This window comes from Pseudomonas sp. 02C 26 (assembly GCF_002843585.1).
GTDB classification, from domain to species: Bacteria; Pseudomonadota; Gammaproteobacteria; order Pseudomonadales; family Pseudomonadaceae; genus Aquipseudomonas; species Aquipseudomonas shirazensis.
The window spans coordinates 5,362,090-5,380,412 of the sequence record NZ_CP025262.1 but is presented as its reverse complement, the minus strand read 5'-3'; the positions used below and the strand labels follow the sequence as shown (position 1 = coordinate 5,380,412).

General features: G+C 63.4%; 13 protein-coding genes and 1 pseudogene. 6 read left to right on the top strand and 8 right to left on the bottom strand.

Features of this window, described 5'->3' with window-relative positions; genetic code table 11:
* The first annotated feature begins 387 nt into the window (after positions 1-387).
* The 3 genes from CXQ80_RS24555 to CXQ80_RS24545 all read left to right on the top strand — a co-directional run bounded on the left by CXQ80_RS24555 (position 388) and on the right by CXQ80_RS24545 (position 4,835).
* Positions 388-1,689: an Nramp family divalent metal transporter gene (locus CXQ80_RS24555; protein WP_101315222.1), complete on the top strand. Its 1,302-nt coding sequence runs from the start codon at positions 388-390 to the stop codon at positions 1,687-1,689.
* A gap of 210 nt (positions 1,690-1,899) precedes the next feature.
* Positions 1,900-3,684: a monovalent cation:proton antiporter-2 (CPA2) family protein gene (locus tag CXQ80_RS24550; RefSeq protein WP_101315220.1), complete on the top strand. Its 1,785-nt coding sequence runs from the start codon at positions 1,900-1,902 to the stop codon at positions 3,682-3,684.
* Between the two features lie 239 nt (positions 3,685-3,923).
* Positions 3,924-4,835, top strand: a complete 912-nt coding sequence (locus tag CXQ80_RS24545) for a LysR substrate-binding domain-containing protein (RefSeq protein ID WP_101315219.1) — start codon at positions 3,924-3,926, stop codon at positions 4,833-4,835.
* Between the two features lie 203 nt (positions 4,836-5,038).
* Here CXQ80_RS24545 and CXQ80_RS24540 read toward each other — a convergent pair whose 3' ends face one another.
* The 4 genes from CXQ80_RS24540 to ycaC form a co-directional block, all read right to left on the bottom strand.
* Positions 5,039-6,880, bottom strand: a complete 1,842-nt coding sequence (locus CXQ80_RS24540) for an amidohydrolase (protein ID WP_101315217.1) — start codon at positions 6,878-6,880, stop codon at positions 5,039-5,041.
* A gap of 60 nt (positions 6,881-6,940) precedes the next feature.
* On the bottom strand, positions 6,941-7,759 hold the full coding sequence (locus tag CXQ80_RS24535; protein ID WP_101322921.1) for an alpha/beta fold hydrolase: 819 nt from the start codon (positions 7,757-7,759) through the stop codon (positions 6,941-6,943).
* Between the two features lie 55 nt (positions 7,760-7,814).
* The gene (locus tag CXQ80_RS24530) at positions 7,815-8,381 is read right to left on the bottom strand and encodes an antibiotic biosynthesis monooxygenase (RefSeq protein ID WP_101315215.1); all 567 of its coding nucleotides are present in this window, start codon (positions 8,379-8,381) and stop codon (positions 7,815-7,817) included.
* A gap of 76 nt (positions 8,382-8,457) precedes the next feature.
* On the bottom strand, positions 8,458-9,090 hold the full coding sequence (gene ycaC / locus CXQ80_RS24525) for an isochorismate family cysteine hydrolase YcaC (protein ID WP_101322920.1): 633 nt from the start codon (positions 9,088-9,090) through the stop codon (positions 8,458-8,460).
* A 228-nt stretch (positions 9,091-9,318) separates the two neighbouring features.
* Here ycaC and CXQ80_RS24520 point away from each other — a divergent pair, with 228 nt between their 5' ends.
* Entirely contained in the window at positions 9,319-10,743 is a 1,425-nt protein-coding gene (locus tag CXQ80_RS24520) for a mechanosensitive ion channel family protein (protein WP_101322919.1), read from the top strand.
* A gap of 106 nt (positions 10,744-10,849) precedes the next feature.
* On the opposite strand, the gene CXQ80_RS24515 is transcribed toward CXQ80_RS24520, so the two are convergent.
* Both CXQ80_RS24515 and CXQ80_RS24510 read right to left on the bottom strand, forming a co-directional pair.
* Entirely contained in the window at positions 10,850-12,136 is a 1,287-nt protein-coding gene (locus tag CXQ80_RS24515) for an FAD-binding oxidoreductase (RefSeq protein ID WP_101322918.1), read from the bottom strand.
* Between the two features lie 99 nt (positions 12,137-12,235).
* Positions 12,236-13,726: an aldehyde dehydrogenase family protein gene (locus tag CXQ80_RS24510; protein ID WP_101322917.1), complete on the bottom strand. Its 1,491-nt coding sequence runs from the start codon at positions 13,724-13,726 to the stop codon at positions 12,236-12,238.
* Positions 13,727-13,862: 136 nt separating this feature from the next.
* Here CXQ80_RS24510 and CXQ80_RS24505 point away from each other — a divergent pair, with 136 nt between their 5' ends.
* Together CXQ80_RS24505 and CXQ80_RS24500 are read left to right on the top strand one after the other, a co-directional pair.
* Positions 13,863-14,753, top strand: coding sequence for a LysR substrate-binding domain-containing protein (locus CXQ80_RS24505; RefSeq protein WP_101322916.1), 891 nt, complete (start codon positions 13,863-13,865; stop codon positions 14,751-14,753).
* 117 nt (positions 14,754-14,870) lie between these two features.
* Complete coding sequence (locus CXQ80_RS24500; RefSeq protein ID WP_101322915.1) at positions 14,871-16,265, top strand: VOC family protein; 1,395 nt, start codon at positions 14,871-14,873, stop codon at positions 16,263-16,265.
* A 54-nt stretch (positions 16,266-16,319) separates the two neighbouring features.
* Here the strand turns inward: CXQ80_RS24500 and CXQ80_RS25445 are convergent, their stop codons facing one another.
* Entirely contained in the window at positions 16,320-17,048 is a 729-nt protein-coding gene (locus tag CXQ80_RS25445; protein WP_371411595.1) for a methyl-accepting chemotaxis protein, read from the bottom strand.
* Between the two features lie 132 nt (positions 17,049-17,180).
* Positions 17,181-18,302: pseudogene (locus CXQ80_RS25440) on the bottom strand (Cache 3/Cache 2 fusion domain-containing protein); the annotation flags it as partial.
* Between the last annotated feature and the right edge of the window lie 21 nt (positions 18,303-18,323).

Genomic DNA, 18,323 nt, shown 5'->3' with positions numbered 1-18,323 from the left:
TGCGCCTGTCCATATACGACCGCCATAAAGCGATTGTTTGCCTGTTATCGGGTGTCTCACGCCCGTTCGCCCTGTTCAGGCGACCCGACGAAGTTAGCCCTGAGGCATTTCCCCGACAATATGGCTACTTCCGCAAAGCACGTAGGATACTTCCGAAGGCCATCCAGCCTGAAGCGCTCAGCGCGAAGTTGGGAAAGGTCTTACAAGCACCCCCATGATGTCAGCACGCCATATTCCACGGCAGCTCAAGCCCCGCAAGGCCTGCACAAAACAGCCTGGATTTGCCGTAATACTTTGTAATGTTTGCTCTGCGATTTTAGTTGTACGACGTCCTATCAGCATGTTCGACTGCGCCGGCTCTCACTACAAAAATAACGGAGACATCCAATGACCAGCCTACCTTCCGTTGAGGGCAAAGCTGCTGTGCCCTCGCAAAGCCGCCTCGCGCGCATCGCCAAGTTGCTCGGCCCAGGCATCATCGCCGTGCTGTCGTGGCTGGGCGCAGGTGATCTGATCACCTCTTCCGTGGCCGGCGCCAACTACGGTTACGCAATGATGTGGGTGCTGGCAGTTTCGCTGCTGCTGCGCTACCTGATCGTCAACATCATCGCCCGCTTCCAACTGTGCAATAACCAGGGCATGACCATCCTTCAGGGCTACGCGCAACTGCACCCGGTGTTCGCCTGGTTCATGCTCGGCTACGCGCTGATCATGGGCCACCTGATGAATGCATACATGATCAAGGGCGCCGGCGAATCACTGGCCATGCTGCTGCGCGTCGACTACCCGCTGCTTTGCTCGATGGCGGTGGTGCTGGCGGTGTGGATGCTGGTCGGGCGCAATATCTATTCGCTTATCGAAGGCGTGATGAAGGCATTGCTGGCGATCATGACCCTGGCGTTTCTGGCGCTGGCGGTGATGTCCGGGCCGGATGTGGCAGGCATCGTCAAAGGCACCATCGGCTTCAGCATCCCGCCTGACGAGGGCGTGCATGGCGCCATGCTGGTAGCGGTGTCGGTGATCGGCGCAGTGGCCGGTTCGGTGGCCAACTTCGTCCACCCCTACGTGATGCGCCAGAAGGGCTGGGTTGGCCCGCAGCACAAGCGTGTGCAACGCAACGACCTGCTGTTTGCAGTATTCGTCGGTATCGTCATCAACCTGGCGATCTGGATCGTCGGCGCAGAAATCCTGCGGCCCAACGGCATCGAAGTGAAAACCCTCGGCGATCTGGGCAAGGCGCTGGAAATCTTCTTCGGCCCGATCGGCTGGTATGTGTTCTTCATCGGCGTGTTCGCCACCCTGTTCGCCAGCATTTCCGGCAAGACCACAGCCTTCCCGATGCTGATCACCGACGCCCTGCAGCACGTGCAGCCCAAGCGTCGCGAGCGTTATGGCAAGGAGTTCCACAAGGACCCGGCGCACCGCTGGTTCATGCTGTTCATCCTGGTTACGCCACTGATCTGGTCGATTCCGGGCATGCCTGACTTCGTCACCCTGACCATCGGCGTCAGCGCGCTGAATATCATTGGTCTGCCGGTGATCTCGCTGGGCCTGTTGATCATGTCCAACCAGAAATCGCTGCTGAGCAAGGAATACCGCAACAACCTGTTCGAGAACATCGCCCTGGCATTCGCCACCGGCCTGGCGCTGTGGGTGGCGTTCCAGCTGGGTGTGGAGCTGTTCAGCTAGGTCATCGTACAACGCTGTTGTAAACACTCTGCGGGGCAGGTCTTGAAAAGGGCTTGCCCCGTGTTTGTTTGCAGCCAGTGTGCGTTGATTGTCGCCACTGAAATGACAATGTGTCTCTGCACAGGCGGATTGTCTGCACCCACCCTGCCCTTCACAATGCGCGACTAATCTGATCCCGCTGCCCTCTTCGCAGCTCATGGAGTTCGAGCGATGCCACACGAAGGCAGCCTGCTACAAACCGCGGTCATCTTCCTTCTCGCCGCAGTGATTGCCGTGCCATTGGCCAAGCGCCTGCAACTCGGCGCCGTCATCGGTTACCTGCTTGCCGGCGTAGCCATAGGCCCACAGGTTTTAGGCTTGATCCGCGACACCGAAAGCGTCGCGCACATTTCCGAGCTGGGCGTAGTCTTGCTGCTGTTCATCATCGGCCTGGAACTGTCACCGCGGCGGTTGTGGCTGATGCGCAAAGCGGTATTCGGCGTGGGCCTGGCACAGGTGCTGCTGACCGGCGCGATACTCGGCGCCATCGCTCTGTTCGGTTTCGCCCAATCACTGCCCGCAGCGCTGGTGCTGGGTCTGGGCCTGGCCTTGTCGTCGACTGCCTTTGGCTTGCAGACGCTGGCCGAAACCAAGCAATTGAATGCCCCGCACGGGCGTCTGGCGTTTGCCATTCTGCTATTCCAGGACATCGCCGCCATCCCGCTGATCGCACTGGTGCCGTTGCTCGCCGCCAGTGGCCCGGACACCAGCCATGGCGACAGCCTGCAACACGGCCTGACCATCTTTGCCAGCATCGCCGTGGTCATCGTCGGCGGCCGTTATCTGCTGCGCCCGGTGTTCCGCATCGTCGCCCGCACCGGCTTGCCGGAAGTGTCCACGGCCACCGCACTGCTGGTGGTGATCGGCACTGCCTGGCTGATGGAGCTGGCCGGAATCTCCATGGCCTTGGGCGCATTTCTCGCCGGCCTGTTGCTGGCCGACTCGGAATACCGGCACGAACTGGAGTCGCAAATCGAGCCGTTCAAAGGGCTGCTGCTGGGCCTGTTCTTCATCAGTGTCGGCATGGGCGCCAATCTCAGTCTGTTGTTCGACACGCCTTGGCTGTTGCTCGGCCTGACTGCGCTGCTGATCGCAGTAAAGCTGCCGATGCTGATGCTGGTCGGGCGTCTGGGCGGCCTCAATACGGCCAATGCCCTGCGCCTCGGCGTGGTCTTGGCGGCTGGCGGCGAGTTCGCTTTTGTGGTGTTCAAGCTGGGCAAGGACCAAGGCCTGCTCGACAGCTACACCTACGACCTGCTGCTGATGACCATCACTCTATCGATGGCCGCCACGCCGCTGTTGCTGATGGCCTGCGCCCGCCTGCTCAAGCGCCCGCCTGCCACGCGTGAAGTGCCGGAACAGTACAAGGACATCCAGACCGATGCGCCGCGGGTGGTGATCGTCGGCATGGGCCGCATGGGCCAGATCGTCTCGCGCATCCTGCGTGCGCAGAAGATCCCGTTCATTGCCCTCGACACCTCGGTCGACGCCATCGAGATGACCCGCACCTTCGAGCAGGCGCCGGTGTTCTACGGCGACCCGATGCGCGCCGAAGTGCTGCACGCCGCCAAAGTCGGCGAGGCCGAATACCTGATCGTGACCACTGACGACCCCGAGATCACCACACGCACGGCAGAGAGGGTCAAACGTCTCTATCCACATCTGAAAGTGCTCGCCCGCGCGCGCAACCGCCAGCATGTGCACAAGCTGATGGACGTCGGCGCCGAGCCGATCCGCGAGACGTTCTATTCCAGCCTGGAAATGAGCCGACGCGCCTTGGTCGGCCTGGGTTTGTCGGATGATCAGGCCGCTGACCGCATCCAGCGCTTTGCCGAACATGACGAGCAGGTGCTCGAAGCCCAGGGCCGCATCCGCGACGACCGCGCCAAGGTCATGCAGAACGCCAAGGAAGCACGGGTGGAGCTGGCCCGGCTATTCGAGTCAGACGCCGACTGAGGCCAACTCAGGCCAACACCAGTCGACAGATAGGCGGATGCTCCCGCTGCGCGGCCTGCCACAGCTCGTAGGTCGCGCTCGTAACAAATCTCAAGCCAGTGCGGCTTGCTCCCTCAGTCGCAGCCACTGCGTGACCACAAAAAATCCCCCGCCCCCTCTACCCCTGGCCTGTTACGCTCCGTCTCGCTCGAGTCGCAAACACTCCGGCGCAGCAGCAAGCGACTGACCAGGAGACCCGCTTGGAAGACCTCAACTCGCTGTACTTCTTCACTCAGGTAGTCGAGCACGGTGGCTTTGCCCCTGCCGGGCGGGCGCTGGACATGCCCAAATCGAAGCTCAGCCGGCGCATCGCCGACCTCGAAGAAAGGCTCGGCGTGCGCCTACTGCACCGCACCAGCCGGCATTGCTCACTGACCGAAATCGGCCAGGAGTATTACCGCCGCTGCCTGGCCATGCGGGTCGAGGCCGAGAGCGCTGCCGAGGTGATCGAGCGCAACCGCAGCGAGCCGCGCGGGCTGGTGCGCATGAGCTGCCCGACCACCCTGCTCAACTCCTGGGTCGGGCCGATGCTGACGCGCTATATGCTCAAGTATCCGCGGGTCGAGTTGTTCATCGAGAGCACCAACCGCCGCGTCGACTTGCTGCACGAGGGCTTCGATGTGGCGCTGCGGGTGCGCTTTCCACCGCTGGAAAACACCGACATGGTGATGAAGGTGCTGAGCAACAGCATCCAATGTCTGGTCGGTCGGCCGGCGTTTCTTGAGCAACTGCCGGCGGGCTTCGATCCGCAGCAGCTCAGCCAGCTGCCGAGCCTGCACTGGGGCGGCGCGCAGCGGGAGTATCAGTGGGAGCTGTTTCAGGGCGAGGACATGAGCCGCAGCATCGTCATCCCGCATACCCCGCGGATGGTCACCGATGACCTGTTTGCGCTGCGCCATTTCGTGCTGGCGGGGATCGGTATAGCGCACTTGCCGAAGGTGGCCGTGCGTGAGGATCTGGCTAGCGGGCACCTGGTAGAAGTGCTGCCGGGCTGGAATCCGCGCTGCGGTATCGTCCATGCGATCTTCCCATCGCGGCGTGGCCTGCTGCCGTCGGTACGCTCGCTGATCGATCACCTGGCGGAAGAGTTCGTGTCCTGCGACATGGCTTGAATGGGTTAAAGCGACATCTGTCCCGAAGCCTGATCTTGAGGTTTGACGCGATCCCTGTAGGAGCGGCCTTGTGTCGCGAAAGGCGCGCGTAGCGGGCCCAGGATCTGTGCAGCACCAGAGATCGTCGGGGCCGCTGCGCGGCCCTTTCGCGACACAAGGCCGCTCCTACAGAGATCGCGTCGAGGCGGCCGCCTCGGATCAAATCAGAACGCGAAACACGAACAGCCCAGCGATCCCCAGAAACCCTGGAAGTCACTCACCGGCACACTCGATTTGCGCGCCTTGTCATGGCTGTGAGCATGCACCCCACACGGCCCGGAACACTGATGTGGCATCGCTGCCAGCGACGGTGTGCCCGCCCGCCAGTGCCCCGGCACCTTGGCCACCGGCGACCATTCAGGCAGTACCGGCACCTGCGCCGGGCCCAGCTTGTCGAACTCGGCGGCGCCGTACACGACCTTGCCATCGACAATGGTCAGCACCGACTCGATGCTCTTGATCGCCTCCTCACTGACGCTGAAGAAGTCCAGCGACAGCGCTGCCAGGTCAGCCAGCTGGCCGACCTTGAGCTGGCCTTTCTTGCCCTGCTCGCTGGAGAACCAGGCGCTGCCCTGGGTGAACAACTGCAGCGCGGTATCGCGGCTCAGGCCTTCGGGGTACAGCTCCATGCCGCCGACGGTCTTGCCGCTGACCATCCAGTACAGCGAGGTCCACGGGTTGTAGCTGGAAACCCGAGTGGCGTCGGTACCGGCACCGACCGGCACGCCCATTTCCAGCATGCGCTTGATCGGCGGGGTCTGTTCGGCCGCCTTGGCGCCGTAACGGTCGACGAAGTACTCACCCTGGAAGGCCATGCGGTCCTGAATGGCGATACCGCCGCCCAGGGCACGCACGCGCTCGATGTTCTGCGGGGTGATGGTTTCGGCGTGGTCGAAGAACCACGGCAGGCCGTTGAACGGGATGTCGCGGTTGACCTTCTCGAACACGTCGAGCATGCGCGTGATCGACTCGTTGTAGGTGGCGTGCAGGCGGAACGGCCAGCGCTGCTCGACCAGATGGCGGACCACCGGTTCCAGCTCTTCTTCCATGGTCTGCGGCAAGTCAGGGCGCGGCTCGAGGAAGTCCTCGAAGTCGGCGGCGGAGAACACCAGCATCTCGCCGGCGCCGTTGTGCCGGAGGAAGTCGGTGCCGCTGTGCAGCTTGACGCTGGAGGTCCACTTGCGGAAGTCGTCGAGCTCTTCCTTGGGTTTTTGCGTGAACAGGTTGTAGGCGATGCGCACGGTCAGCTGGTTGTTGTCGGCCAGCTCCTGGATTACCGAGTAATCGTCGGGGAAGTTCTGGTAGCCACCACCGGCATCGATCGCGCTGGTCAGGCCGAGGCGGTTGAGTTCACGCATGAACTGGCGGGTCGAGTTGACCTGATACTCCAAGGGCAGCTTCGGCCCTTTGGCCAGGGTCGCGTAGAGAATCATCGCGTTGGGGCGGGCGATGAGCATGCCGGTCGGGTTGCCGAACTTGTCGCGCTGGATCTCGCCACCGGCTGGGTTGGGCGTGTCCTTGTCGTAGCCGACGGCTTTGAGCGCGGCGCGGTTGAGCAGCGCGCGGTCGTACAGGTGCAGCAGGAAAACCGGGGTATCGGGCGCGGCCTGGTTGATCTCTTCAAGGGTCGGCATGCGTTTTTCGGCGAACTGGAATTCGTTCCAGCCACCAACTACCCGCACCCACTGCGGAGTTGGCGTGCGCGCCGCCTGGTCCTTGAGCATGCGCAGGGCATCGGCTACCGAAGGCACGCCTTCCCAGCGCAGTTCCAGGTTGTAATTGAGGCCGCCGCGGATCAGGTGCAGGTGCGAGTCGTTGAGGCCGGGGATCACCGTGCGCTGCTTGAGGTCGATGATTTGCGTGCTGTCACCGCGCAAGGCCATGGCCTCGGCGTCGCTGCCCACGGCGAGAAAACGCCCGTCCTTGATGGCCACGGCGGTGGCGGTTGGGTTTTCACGGTCGACGGTGTGCAGCTTGCCGTTGAACAGGATCAGGTCGGCGGTCATGGGCAAATCCTCGGATAGGGGGCGGGAGCGGCGCGGAGTGAACCACGCCGCCTCGGTGGCTTACTTGGCCAGGAACGCCAGCAGGTCTTCGTTCAACTGCTGCGCATGGGTGACCGCAAAGCCGTGCGGCGCGCCGCTGTATACCTTGAACTCAGCGCCCTTGATCATTCCTGCTGCGCGCTTGCCGGTGGTTTCCATCGGTACGATCTGGTCGGCGTCGCCATGAATGACCAGAGTCGGCACATCGACTTTGGCCATGTCTGGACGGAAGTCGGTGGCAGAGAAGGCGCTGACGCAATCCAGAGTCGCTTTCAATGACGCCAGCAGGGCGATATTGAGGGTCTGCGCCTGCACTCCGGTGGAGACCGCCTGGCCTTTGTTGATGCCGTAGAACGGGGTGGCGAAGTCGGCCAGGAACTGTGCACGGTCGGCTCTGAGGCCCGCCTGGATACCTTCGAACACCGAAGCATCGACGCCATCCGGGTTGCTCTCGGACTTGCCGAACACCGGCGTTACTGCGCCGAGCAACACCAGCTTGGCCACCCGCTCGCTGCCATGCCGACCGATGTAGCGGCTAACGTCACCGCCACCCATGGAGAAGCCGACCAAGGTCACGTCGCGCAGGTCGAGGTGCTCGATCAGCTGGGCGATGTCGTCGGCGAAGGTGTCGTAGTCATAGCCGGTCCACGGTTGGTCGGAGCGACCGAAGCCACGCCGGTCAAAGGCGATGGCGCGGTAGCCGCGGCTGGCGAGAAACTCCATCTGGGTGTCCCACATGTCCGCATCCAGCGGCCAGCCATGGCTGAACAGCACGGGCTTGCCGCTGCCCCAGTCCTTGAAGTAGATCGAAGTGCCATCGCGGGTTACGAACGTGCTCATATCGGTATCTCCAGAATTTAGGTAGGGGCTTGCACAGCGTAGCGTCAGAAATGTTTCAACCGCGTAGCCAGTTGGCGCAGCGGCGGGTTACCCACGGCATGATGAAAAACACCACCGGCAGGATCACCAGCAGGTTGCCGATCAGGTTGCCAATGACCGGCCCGGCCAGTTGCGGCACGCGAGTGAACAGCGGTGCGAGCACGATCGGTACCAACATGGTCAACGGGCAGATCACCGGGTAGGTCAGCACGGCCTGCTTCCAGCGCGGCGGCGCTGGGGTGTTGCTGCTGGCCGGGGTGAACCAGAACTCCGGATCGTCATGCACACGGGTGTGGTCGCCGTCTTCAAGCAGCGGCAGCACCTCGCTGATCAGTGCCTGGCGTTCAGCCGAATTGACCCATGCCTGCAGCAGTTCAGCATCGGCAAAACGCACCACGGTGGTGAAGTGGCAACCACCGCCATCGGGGCGGATCACATTGACGTCGAGGTGGCCAGGCTGCTGGCGGGCAGTGGTTACCGCGCGCTTGAGCCATGCCTCGTACTGCGCCAGCGCGGCGGCCCGCGCCTTGTGCTGGATGACCAGGGTCACCACGTTGCGGTTATCGACGGTTGCACTGTCCATGGGTGTTCCCTGGGCAAAGGCGGCTGGCCATGGCCCACGCTGTTGCTGTGGGCCGGCGCTGGGTTGAGGGCGCGGCTTATTTGCCGGCGGCGGTCAGGGCGCTGTAGGTGGTCATCAGGTTGCGGTAGTCCGGGATGTGGTTGGAGCACAGCGCGCCGAGGCCTTCGATGTCGTTCCTCCAGTCGCGGTGCAGTTCACAGGCCACGCCGAACCAGTTCATCAGTTGTGCACCAGCGCTGCTCATGCGGTTCCAGGCGGCGTCACGAGTGATCTCGTTGAAGGTGCCGGACGCATCGGTAACCACGAACACATCGAACTCTTCTTCCAGCGCCGACAGTGCCGGGAACGCCACACAAACCTCGGTCACCACACCAGCGATGATCAGCTGCTTCTTGCCAGTCGCCTTGACCGCCTTGACGAAGTCTTCGTTGTCCCAGGCATTGATCTGGCCAGGGCGAGCGATGTACGGCGCATCCGGGAACAGCGCTTTCAGCTCGGGGATCAGCGGGCCGTTGGGGCCTTGCTCGAAGCTGGTGGTAAGGATGGTTGGCAGGTTGAAGAACTTGGCCAGGTCAGCCAGGGCCAACACATTGTTCTTGAACTTGTCCGGCTCGATGTCACGCACCAGCGACAGCAGGCCAGCTTGATGGTCGACCAGCAGGACTACGGCGTCGTCTTTGTTCAGGCGGTTGTATTTGAAGTTGTTCATGGCTTGGTGCTCCGCAAGGGTCTTGGTTTCGAGTGAGTTGGGTGTTTCGCGTTGATGAGTAAAGATTAAAACCAAGACCTTTGTGCGACTAGATAGCTAAATTTGTCTTTAGCGTTCTATTTTATGAACGATGGTGATTACGGCCTGTTGTTGCGACTACGGCCCGGTTGCTTGTCCCCCTCGCCTACTCTTTACTACCCATCAGCCCTCCCCCGCACCGAGACCGTCATGCTGGCGTTCATCCAGTCCTACCCGCTGTTGCTCGGCACCTGTTTGATCCTGCTCGATGTGCTGCTCTGGCAATTGATCACGCTGCAGCGCCAGCCGTGGCGGATCGCTGCGCGTCTGGCGATCTTCCTGTTGTTCAGCGCGGTGTTGCTGGCGGCGGGGATGAGCCCGTTGCAGCCGCCGCCGTGGGTCGATGATGTGGCGCGCAATCTGTTGGCGACGGTGCTGGCGATTGGCTGGTGGCTGTTTGCGGCGCGGACGGTGACGGTGGTGTTCGGCGTGCTGCTGGTGGCGCGCGGCAGCCATGGCGGGCGTTTGTTGCAGGACGTGCTCGGGGCATTGATTTTTCTGGTGGCGGTGGTGGCCGCGGCGGCCTATGTGCTGCAGTTGCCGGTCAAGGGGCTGCTGGCGACGTCAGGGGTAATGGCGATCGTGATCGGCCTGGCGTTGCAGAGCACCTTGAGCGATGTGTTCTCGGGGATCGTTCTGAATACCACGCGGCCGTATCAGATCGGCGATTCGATTTCGATCGATGGCACCGAGGGCAAAGTGGTCGATATCGACTGGCGGGCGACGCGGATGATCACTGCCAGCGGCAGCCTGGCGGTGGTGCCCAACTCGGTGGCAGCCAAGGCCAAGCTGCTCAATCACAGCCGCCCGGCGGACCGGCATGGGCTGAGCATCACCGTGGTGGTGCCGGCCAAAGTGCGCCCGAAGCGGGTGTTCGATGCGCTGGAAAAGGCCCTGCAAGGCACCTCTGCGCTACTCGCCAAGCCTGCACCAAAGGTCTCGGTAAAAGCCTCAAGCCTGGAGTCGGTGGAATATGAAGCCAGTGGTTTCATCACCGACATGGCGCGCAAGGGCGAGGTGCGCAATCAGTTGTTCGACCTGGCCCATCGGCACCTGGAAGCCAGCGGCGTGATCTGGAATGCCGACCTGGCTTCGGCGCCACGCAGCCGTCAGCGCGAGCTGCTGGATGAGGTGCGCCTGTTCCGCTCGCTGAGCGGCGACGAGCGTGATGAGCTGAGCCAGCACATGACGACGGTGGAGTACCTGGTCGATCAGGTGATCCTTGGCATCGGCGAGCGCTCGCAGCATGTGTTGGTGATTGCCAGCGGGGTAGTGTCGGCGTCGGTGCGCGATGGCGAGCGGCTGGTCGAGGCCGGGCGCATGGGGCCGGGCGAGCTGCTGGCCATTGAAGGTTTGGTCGATGAAGAAGAGTCGGCGGTGGAGTTCCGTACCCTGAGCGGCTGCGTGCTGTATCGGATCGACAAGGAACAGCTGCGCAGTTGCCTGGACCAGCGCGGCGACGTGCAGATGGCCTTGACCAAGCTGCAACGGTTCCGCCGGCAGAGCCGCGATTCACTGTTGATGCAGAAACCGGTGCTGGTCAAGAAAGGCGGCTTTCTCAGCTGGCTGCGGTAGGAGCGGCCTTGTGTCGCGAAAGGGCCGCGTAGCGGCCCCAGATTTCAGCTTCGCCGCGGGTATCGCCGGGCCAGCTACGCTGGCCTTTCGCGACACAAGGCCGCTCCTACAGGACCACGCGCAAGCACTGGCCGGCGTGGTACAGCGAGAAGCCTGACTCATAGAACGCAGTACGCAACGACGGCGCGCTGACGGCTTTCATCGGCGAGAACGGCACCGGCAGGCGCTCGGGGTCATCCTTGAGCAGAAACTCGGCAAAGGCTCGGCCAATCACGGTGCCGGTGGTATTGCCGCGACCGTTGTAGCCGGTCACCGCGACCAACCCCGGTGCAGGTTCGAACAGGCGCATCAGGTGATCGGGGGTGAAGTCGATGCAGCCGGTCCAGTGCATTTCCCAGTCGACCTTGCCCAGCTCCGGGTAGTAGTGGCTCTGAATGCGGTCGGCCCAGCGCCGTACGAACCATGCCGGCTTGTTGTCGACCCGACCGAGGCTGCCGAGCAGCAGGCGGCCTTGGTCATCGCGGCGGATGCTGCTGAGTACGGTACGGGTGTCCCACGAGCCTTGGCCATGGGGCAGCACCTTGTCGGCGGCTGCGCCGTGCAGCGGTGCCGATGCAACCTGGTAGTAATAGCCACGGAAGAAGTGCTTTTGCAGGTTGCTCCAGTCGCCCTCGGTGTAGGCGCCGGTGGAGATCACCACCTTGTCGGCACGGACCACGCCTTTGCCGGTGTTGACCTGCCAGCCAGCGCCATCGCGCTGCAGGCCTTCGACCGAGGATTGCTGGAACAGCTTGCCGCCCAGCCGCTCTACTGCAGCAGCCAGGCCTTGGGTGTAAGCCATCGGGTTGATGGTGCCGGCGCGATGGTCAAGCAGCGCGGCGGAAATCTTGTCGGTACCGCAGTATTCCTGGCACTGCGCGCCGGTCAGCAGTTCGACGTTGGCGCCGCGCCGGCTCCATTGCTGATGGCGCGCCTCCAGGTCAGCCAGGCCAGTGGCGTTGTGCGCCATGTGCAGAGTGCCTTTGTGCTGGGCCTGGCAGTCGATGCCCAGGCGCTCGATCATGGCGAACACCTCGGCGGGTGCCTCGCCCAAGGCCTTGTTCAAGCGGCTGCCCTGTTGTTGACCGAGGGTCGCCTCGACATCGTCGGGGCGAATCCAGGTGCCGGCGTTGACCAGGCCAACGTTGCGCCCGGAGCCGCCGTGGCCTATTTTCCAGGCTTCGACAACGATCACTGACTTGCCCTGTTCGAGCAGATGGATCGCTGCCGACAGGCCGGTGATACCGCCACCGATGACGCAGACGTCGGCCCTGTGCTCGCCCGCCAGGGCCTGCACGGCGACGCTCGCCGGAGTGACGTGTTCCCAGAGACATTGTTGACGCAATTCGGGCATGACCGGCCTCAGCTTATTTTTCTTGTTACGGTGTGGCCGCCAGGCGGCCGCTCGCGGCACACGGCCGCGAAAGGGGGCCGAGGCCCCCGCCTGCGATCATCAGTCGAACACGATGCCCTGCGCCAGCGGCAATTCGCGTGAGTAGTTGACGGTGTTGGTCTGGCGCCGCATGTAGCCTTTCCAGGCATCCGAACCCGACTCGCGACCGCCGCCGGTTTCTTTCTCGCCGCCGAACGCGCCACCGATCTCTGCACCGCTGGTGCCGATGTTGACGTTGGCGATGCCGCAGTCGCTGCCGGCTGCGCTCTGGAAGCGCTCGGCTTCACGCAGGTCGGTGGTGAAGATGCACGACGACAGGCCTTGTGGCACTTCGTTGTTCAGGCGCAAGGCCTCCTCGAAGTCGTCATAAGCCAGCACGTACAGGATCGGTGCGAAGGTCTCGTGGCGGACCACTTCGCTCTGCGCAGGCATCTCGGCGATTGCCGGGGTCACGTAGTAGCCGTTCGGATACTGGCTGGCCAGCTGACGCTCACCACCAAACACCTGGCCACCTTCGTCACGGGCCTTGGCCAGTGCGCCTTGCATGGCGTCGAACGACTGCTTGTCGATCAGCGGGCCGACCAGGTTGTTCTCGCGCGGGTCGCCGATGCGCACTTTGCCGTAGGCGGCTTTGACGCGGGCAACCACTTCGTCCTTGATCGAACGGTGCACGATCAACCGACGCAGGGTGGTGCAGCGCTGGCCAGCGGTGCCGACGGCGGAGAACAGAATGCCGCGCACAGCCAGATCAAGATCGGCACTCGGCGCGAGGATCATGGCGTTGTTGCCGCCCAGTTCGAGGATGCTGCGGCCAAAGCGTGCGGCAACCCGTGGGCCGACTTCACGGCCCATGCGGGTGCTGCCGGTGGCGCTGACCAGCGGTACACGTGGGTCGTCGACCAGCGCTTCGCCGGCTTCACGGCCGCCGATCACCAGCTGGGCCAGGCCGGCCGGTGCATCACCGAAGGCCAGCAGGGCTTTTTCGAACAGCGCCTGGCAGGCCAGTGCGGTCAGCGGGGTCTTCTCGGACGGTTTCCAGACCACGGCGTTACCGGCTACCAGCGCCAGCGCGGTGTTCCACGCCCACACCGCCACCGGGAAGTTGAAGGCGCTGATCACGCCAACCACGCCCAGCGGATGCCACGACTCACGCATGTGATGGCCGGGGCGCTCGGAGGCGATGGTCAGGCCGTACAGCTGACGCGACAGGCCGACGGCGAAGTCGCAGATGTCGATCATTTCCTGCACTTCGCCCAGGCCTTCCTGGGTGATCTTGCCGGCTTCGATCGAGACCAGCTCACCGAGCTCGGCCTTGTGCTGACGCAGGACTTCGCCAAACAGCCGCACCAGCTCGCCGCGACGCGGGGCCGGTACAGTGCGCCAGGCTTCGAAGGCGGCGTGGGCCTGGTCGATGCAGACGGTGGTCTCGGCCTTGCCGAGCAGTTTCACCGTGGCGATCTGGCTACCGTCGATCGGGGTGTGAACAGGGTAGTCGCCCTGGGTGTAGGCCTGGGCGGCGACGCCAAGGCGCTCGAGCAATGCAGCAACCATCGTGCTTCTCCTAAATCGGCTGAAGGGTGGTAAATATGATGTGGATCAGTATTAATCCGATCACAGCAGTGCAACAAACGACCTTTATTCCGCATATCATTCCGTCAGGTCATGATCCCCTTGCATAGAGACTGCCATGTCGAAACGTCTGGTACCGTCGATGACGGCCCTGCAGTGCTTTGAAGCCGCAGCCCGTCACTTGAGCTTCACCCGCGCTGCCGAAGAGCTGCACCTGACCCAAAGTGCGGTCAGCAAACAGGTCGCGCAGCTTGAAGAAATGCTCCACCATCACCTGTTCCTGCGCATTCGCCGGCGCTTGCAACTGACGCCTGCGGGCAGCCTGTACCTGGCCGAGGTGAACAAGATCCTCACCCAGGTCGACATGTCCAGCCGCTACATCCTGACGTACGGCGAGCAGACCGAGATATTGAAGGTAGCTACTCAACCGAGTTTTGGCGTGCGCTGGTTGATCCCGCACCTCAAGGGTTTTGGCAAACGCTACCCGAATATCCACCTTGATATCCGCAACGAGATGGAGCCGTTCTCGCTGTTGCAGGGCTCGGCCGACGTGGTGTTCTTCTTTGGCCAGGGCACCTGGCCGGGGGCAACCTGCGTGCAGCTGTTCGACGAGGAAGTGGTGCCGGTGTGCGCGCCTGAATTGCTGCAAGGGCGCGAGTTGAGCGATGCCAGTGCGCTGGCCGAACTGGTGTTGATGCAGAGCACTTCACGGCCGGAGGCCTGGCATGAGTGGTTCCTGGAGCAGGGCCTGCACACCGACAACAGCTACCACGGGCCACGCTTCGACACCTTTTATATGGCCTTGAGTGCGGCTCAGGCGGGCTGCGGCGTGGCGCTGGTGCCGCGGTATCTAGCGGAGAAGGAACTGACCGAGGGCAGTTTGGTGATTGCCTGGCAGCATGCTATGCGCAGTAATGGCGCGCATTATCTGGCGTATGCCGAGCATGCGGCCGAAGTGCCGAAGGTGCGGGCGTTGGTGGAGTGGATCAAAACTCAGCTTGGGGGCTGATAGTGTCGGGGCGACATCAATCATAAAGGGAATGACACCTCTACTTTTTTTCGCTTGTGGCGGCAGTCCATTCCCAGTTTTCATGTAACGGTCCCATTAACCACCAGGAAGCTTGCGATGCCCGCCCTTGATTTCGTCAGCCCAGACAGCATCCGTGCGCAGTTCTCTGCCGCTATGTCGCTCATGTACAAACAGGAAGTGCCGCTGTACGGCACGCTGCTGGAGCTGGTCAGCGAAATCAACCAGCAGGTCATGCAGCAACAGCCGCAGGTCGCTGAAGCGCTGCGCTGGACCGGCGAAATCGAGCGTCTCGACCACGAACGCCATGGCGCCATCCGCGTTGGCACCGCCGCCGAGCTTGCCACCATCGCCCGCCTGTTCGCGGTGATGGGCATGCAGCCGGTGGGTTACTACGACCTGAGCTCGGCGGGCGTGCCGGTGCACTCGACGGCATTTCGCGCAGTGCATGAGCAGTCGCTGCACGTCAGCCCGTTCCGCGTGTTCACCTCGCTGCTGCGCCTGGAGCTGATCGACAACCCGCAACTGCGCGAGCTGGCTGCGAGCATTCTGGCCAAGCGGCAGATCTTCACCCCGCGGGTGCTGGAACTGATCGCCCAATGTGAGCGCAACAACGGCCTCAACGCCGCCGACGCCGAGGCCTTTGTGCAGGAGGCGCTGCACACCTTCCGCTGGCACCAGCAGGCGACAGTGACTGCCGAGCAGTATAAGCAGCTGCATGACCAGCACCGGCTGATTGCCGATGTGGTGGCGTTCAAAGGCCCGCACATCAATCACCTGACCCCGCGCACGCTGGACATCGATGCGATTCAGCTGGGCATGCCGGCCAAGGGCATTCCCCCCAAGGCAGTGGTCGAAGGCCCGCCAACCCGGCGTCACCCGATCCTGCTGCGTCAGACCAGCTTCAAGGCCCTGCAAGAGAAGGTCGCCTTCACCGATCAGGCCGGCAGCGAAGGCAGCCATACTGCGCGCTTCGGCGAAATCGAACAGCGTGGAGCAGCGCTGACGCCCAAGGGCCGGGCGCTGTACGACACCCTGCTCGATGCGACCCGCGCAGCACTCGGCGGGGTGCCGGCCGAGGCCAATGCCGAGCGCTACCAGCAGTTGCTCCAGGCGCAGTTCGCCGAGTTCCCCGATGACCTGGCGCAGATGCGCGAGCAGGGCCTGGCCTACTTCCGTTATTTCGCCACCGACAAGGGCCTGGCAGCGCGCAACGAAGCTGGCCGGCCGAGCACCTTGCAGGGCCTGATCGACGCCGGGCATGTGCATTTCGAAGCGCTGGTTTACGAAGACTTCCTGCCGGTCAGTGCGGCGGGGATCTTCCAGTCCAACCTGGGCGACGATGCCCAGGCCAACTACGGCAGCAATGCCAACCGCGAAGCGTTCGAGGCGGCGCTGGGGTTGGCGGTGCAGGACGAGCTGGCGCTATACGCGCAGAGCGAACAGCGCTCGCTGCAGGCCTGTGCGCAGGCACTGAACCTGAGCGCGCTGTAACCCTCGCCTGATTGCAGCCGCTACGCAGGCCGATCTGCGCGGCGGCTGCCGCTGTCAGCGGACGCGGAAGCGATCCACTTCCTGGCGCAACTGCGCCGCCAGGCCTTCCAGCTCACGTGCGGTGGTGGCCAGTTCATTGGCCACATCGTGCTGCTCGCTGTTGGCTTGGGCGATGCTCTGCAGGTTGCGGCTGAGCAAGGTCGCGGTGCTGCTCTGCTCCTGAGTGGCAGCGCTGATCGCGGCAAACTGCTCACCGGCGTCGCGGCTCTGCTGGTCAATCTGAGCCAGCGCATCAGCCACTTTGACGTTGCGTTCAAGGCCTTCCTGCATCAGCCGGTTGCCCTGCTGCAGGGTGCTGATGGCGTGCCCGGTCTGCTGCTGGATACTGCCGATCATTCCGGAAATCTCGTCGGTCGCCGAACGGGTCCGCGCCGCCAGGCCGCGCACCTCATCGGCCACCACGGCAAAGCCACGGCCCTGCTCACCGGCGCGAGCGGCCTCGATTGCCGCGTTGAGCGCGAGCAGGTTGGTTTGCTCGGCGATGGCGGTGATCACCCCGACGATGCCGCCGATTTCCTGCGAGCGGGCGCCTAGGGTGTCCATGACCTCAGCAGTGCCGCCGAGGGCATCGGCGATCTGGCGTAGCGAGGCTGACGCTTCGTTCATCGCGCTGCGGCCAACCCGGGTGTGCTCGGCATTGTCGCGGGCCATGCGTTCGGTGCCGGCCATATTGTCGGCAATGTTCATCGAGGTGGCGCTGAACTCTTCGACGGCGCCAGCCATGCTGGTGATTTCGCCAGACTGCTGCTCCATGCCTTCGCAGGCACCGGACGACAGCCCGGCCAGCGAACGAGCACGGCCGCTGACCTGCTCGGAGGCGCTGCGAATGTGCGCAACCATGGTCGACAGTGCTTCACCCATCTGGTTGAAGCTGCGCGCCAACTGGCCAATCTCGTCGTTGCTGCTGACCGTCAGACGCGCGCTCAGATCACCCGCACCCAGGGCTTCGGCCTGACGCAGCAGGTCGCTCAGTGGGCGCAGCTTGCGCCGCAGCAGGAACAGCGTCGCCGCCACCGCCAGCAGCATGGCCAGCAGGCTGCCAATCGCCAGGCGCAGGCCGACACTCCAGGTCACGTCGCGAATCTCGGCTTCGGGCATGCTCGCAACAACTGTCCACGGGCCTTCGGCAAACGGCATGGCAACGCTGAAAATCTGCTCGTCGGCGTTGTCCCAGAAGCTGCCAGTACCCGGCTCTGCAGCGAGGTTCTTGACGGCTTGCGCGGCCGTCTCGGCATTGCCCACATCAGCCGGCGGCACCAGCCACTTGCCCTGCTCGTCAAGCAGCGCCAGCGAGCCGGTGTGACCGATGCGGAAGCGCTTGAGGTTGGCGAGCTGGGCGTTCTGCGCATCGGTGTAGTCAAAGCCGACGAACAGCACCGCAATGACTCGGCCGCTGTCATCGCGCACCGGCACGTAGCGGGTCATGTAGTTGCGCTCGAACAGCACGGCACGGCCAACGTAGTTTTGCCCGGCCATCAACTTGGCATAGGCCGGGTGCTGGCGGTCGAGCTGGGTGCCGATGGCGCGGCTGCCATCCTGCTTGGTCAGCGAGGTGCTGATGCGGATAAAGTCATCGCCACTGCGCACGAACACGGTGGCGACGCCAGCAGTCATCTGCTTGAACTCGTCGACCTGCTGGAAATCGTTGTTGAGCAGGTGTTCCCCCAGATACAGCGCCGGCGTGGCCTGGCCGGCGACAGTGGCGCTTTCGCCGGCATGCAGGCTCAGACCCGAGGCGAAACGGCGCTCGAACAGGCCGCTGAGGCGCTGGGTGTTGTCCTTCAGCGAACCATGGAAGGTATCCAGCTGGTCAGCCAGCAGCCGCGCTTCACTGGCCAGGTGTTCCTGGCGGGTGGCGAGGTTGGCGTTATCCAGCGAGCGCAGGGCAAACAGGGTACTGCCGGTGATCACCAGCGCCAGCACGATGGCGAGGGCGATCCCGAGCTGTGAGGCAATCCGGGCACGGGGTTGAGGCATGTGCAAGCTCCTGGCAAGGGG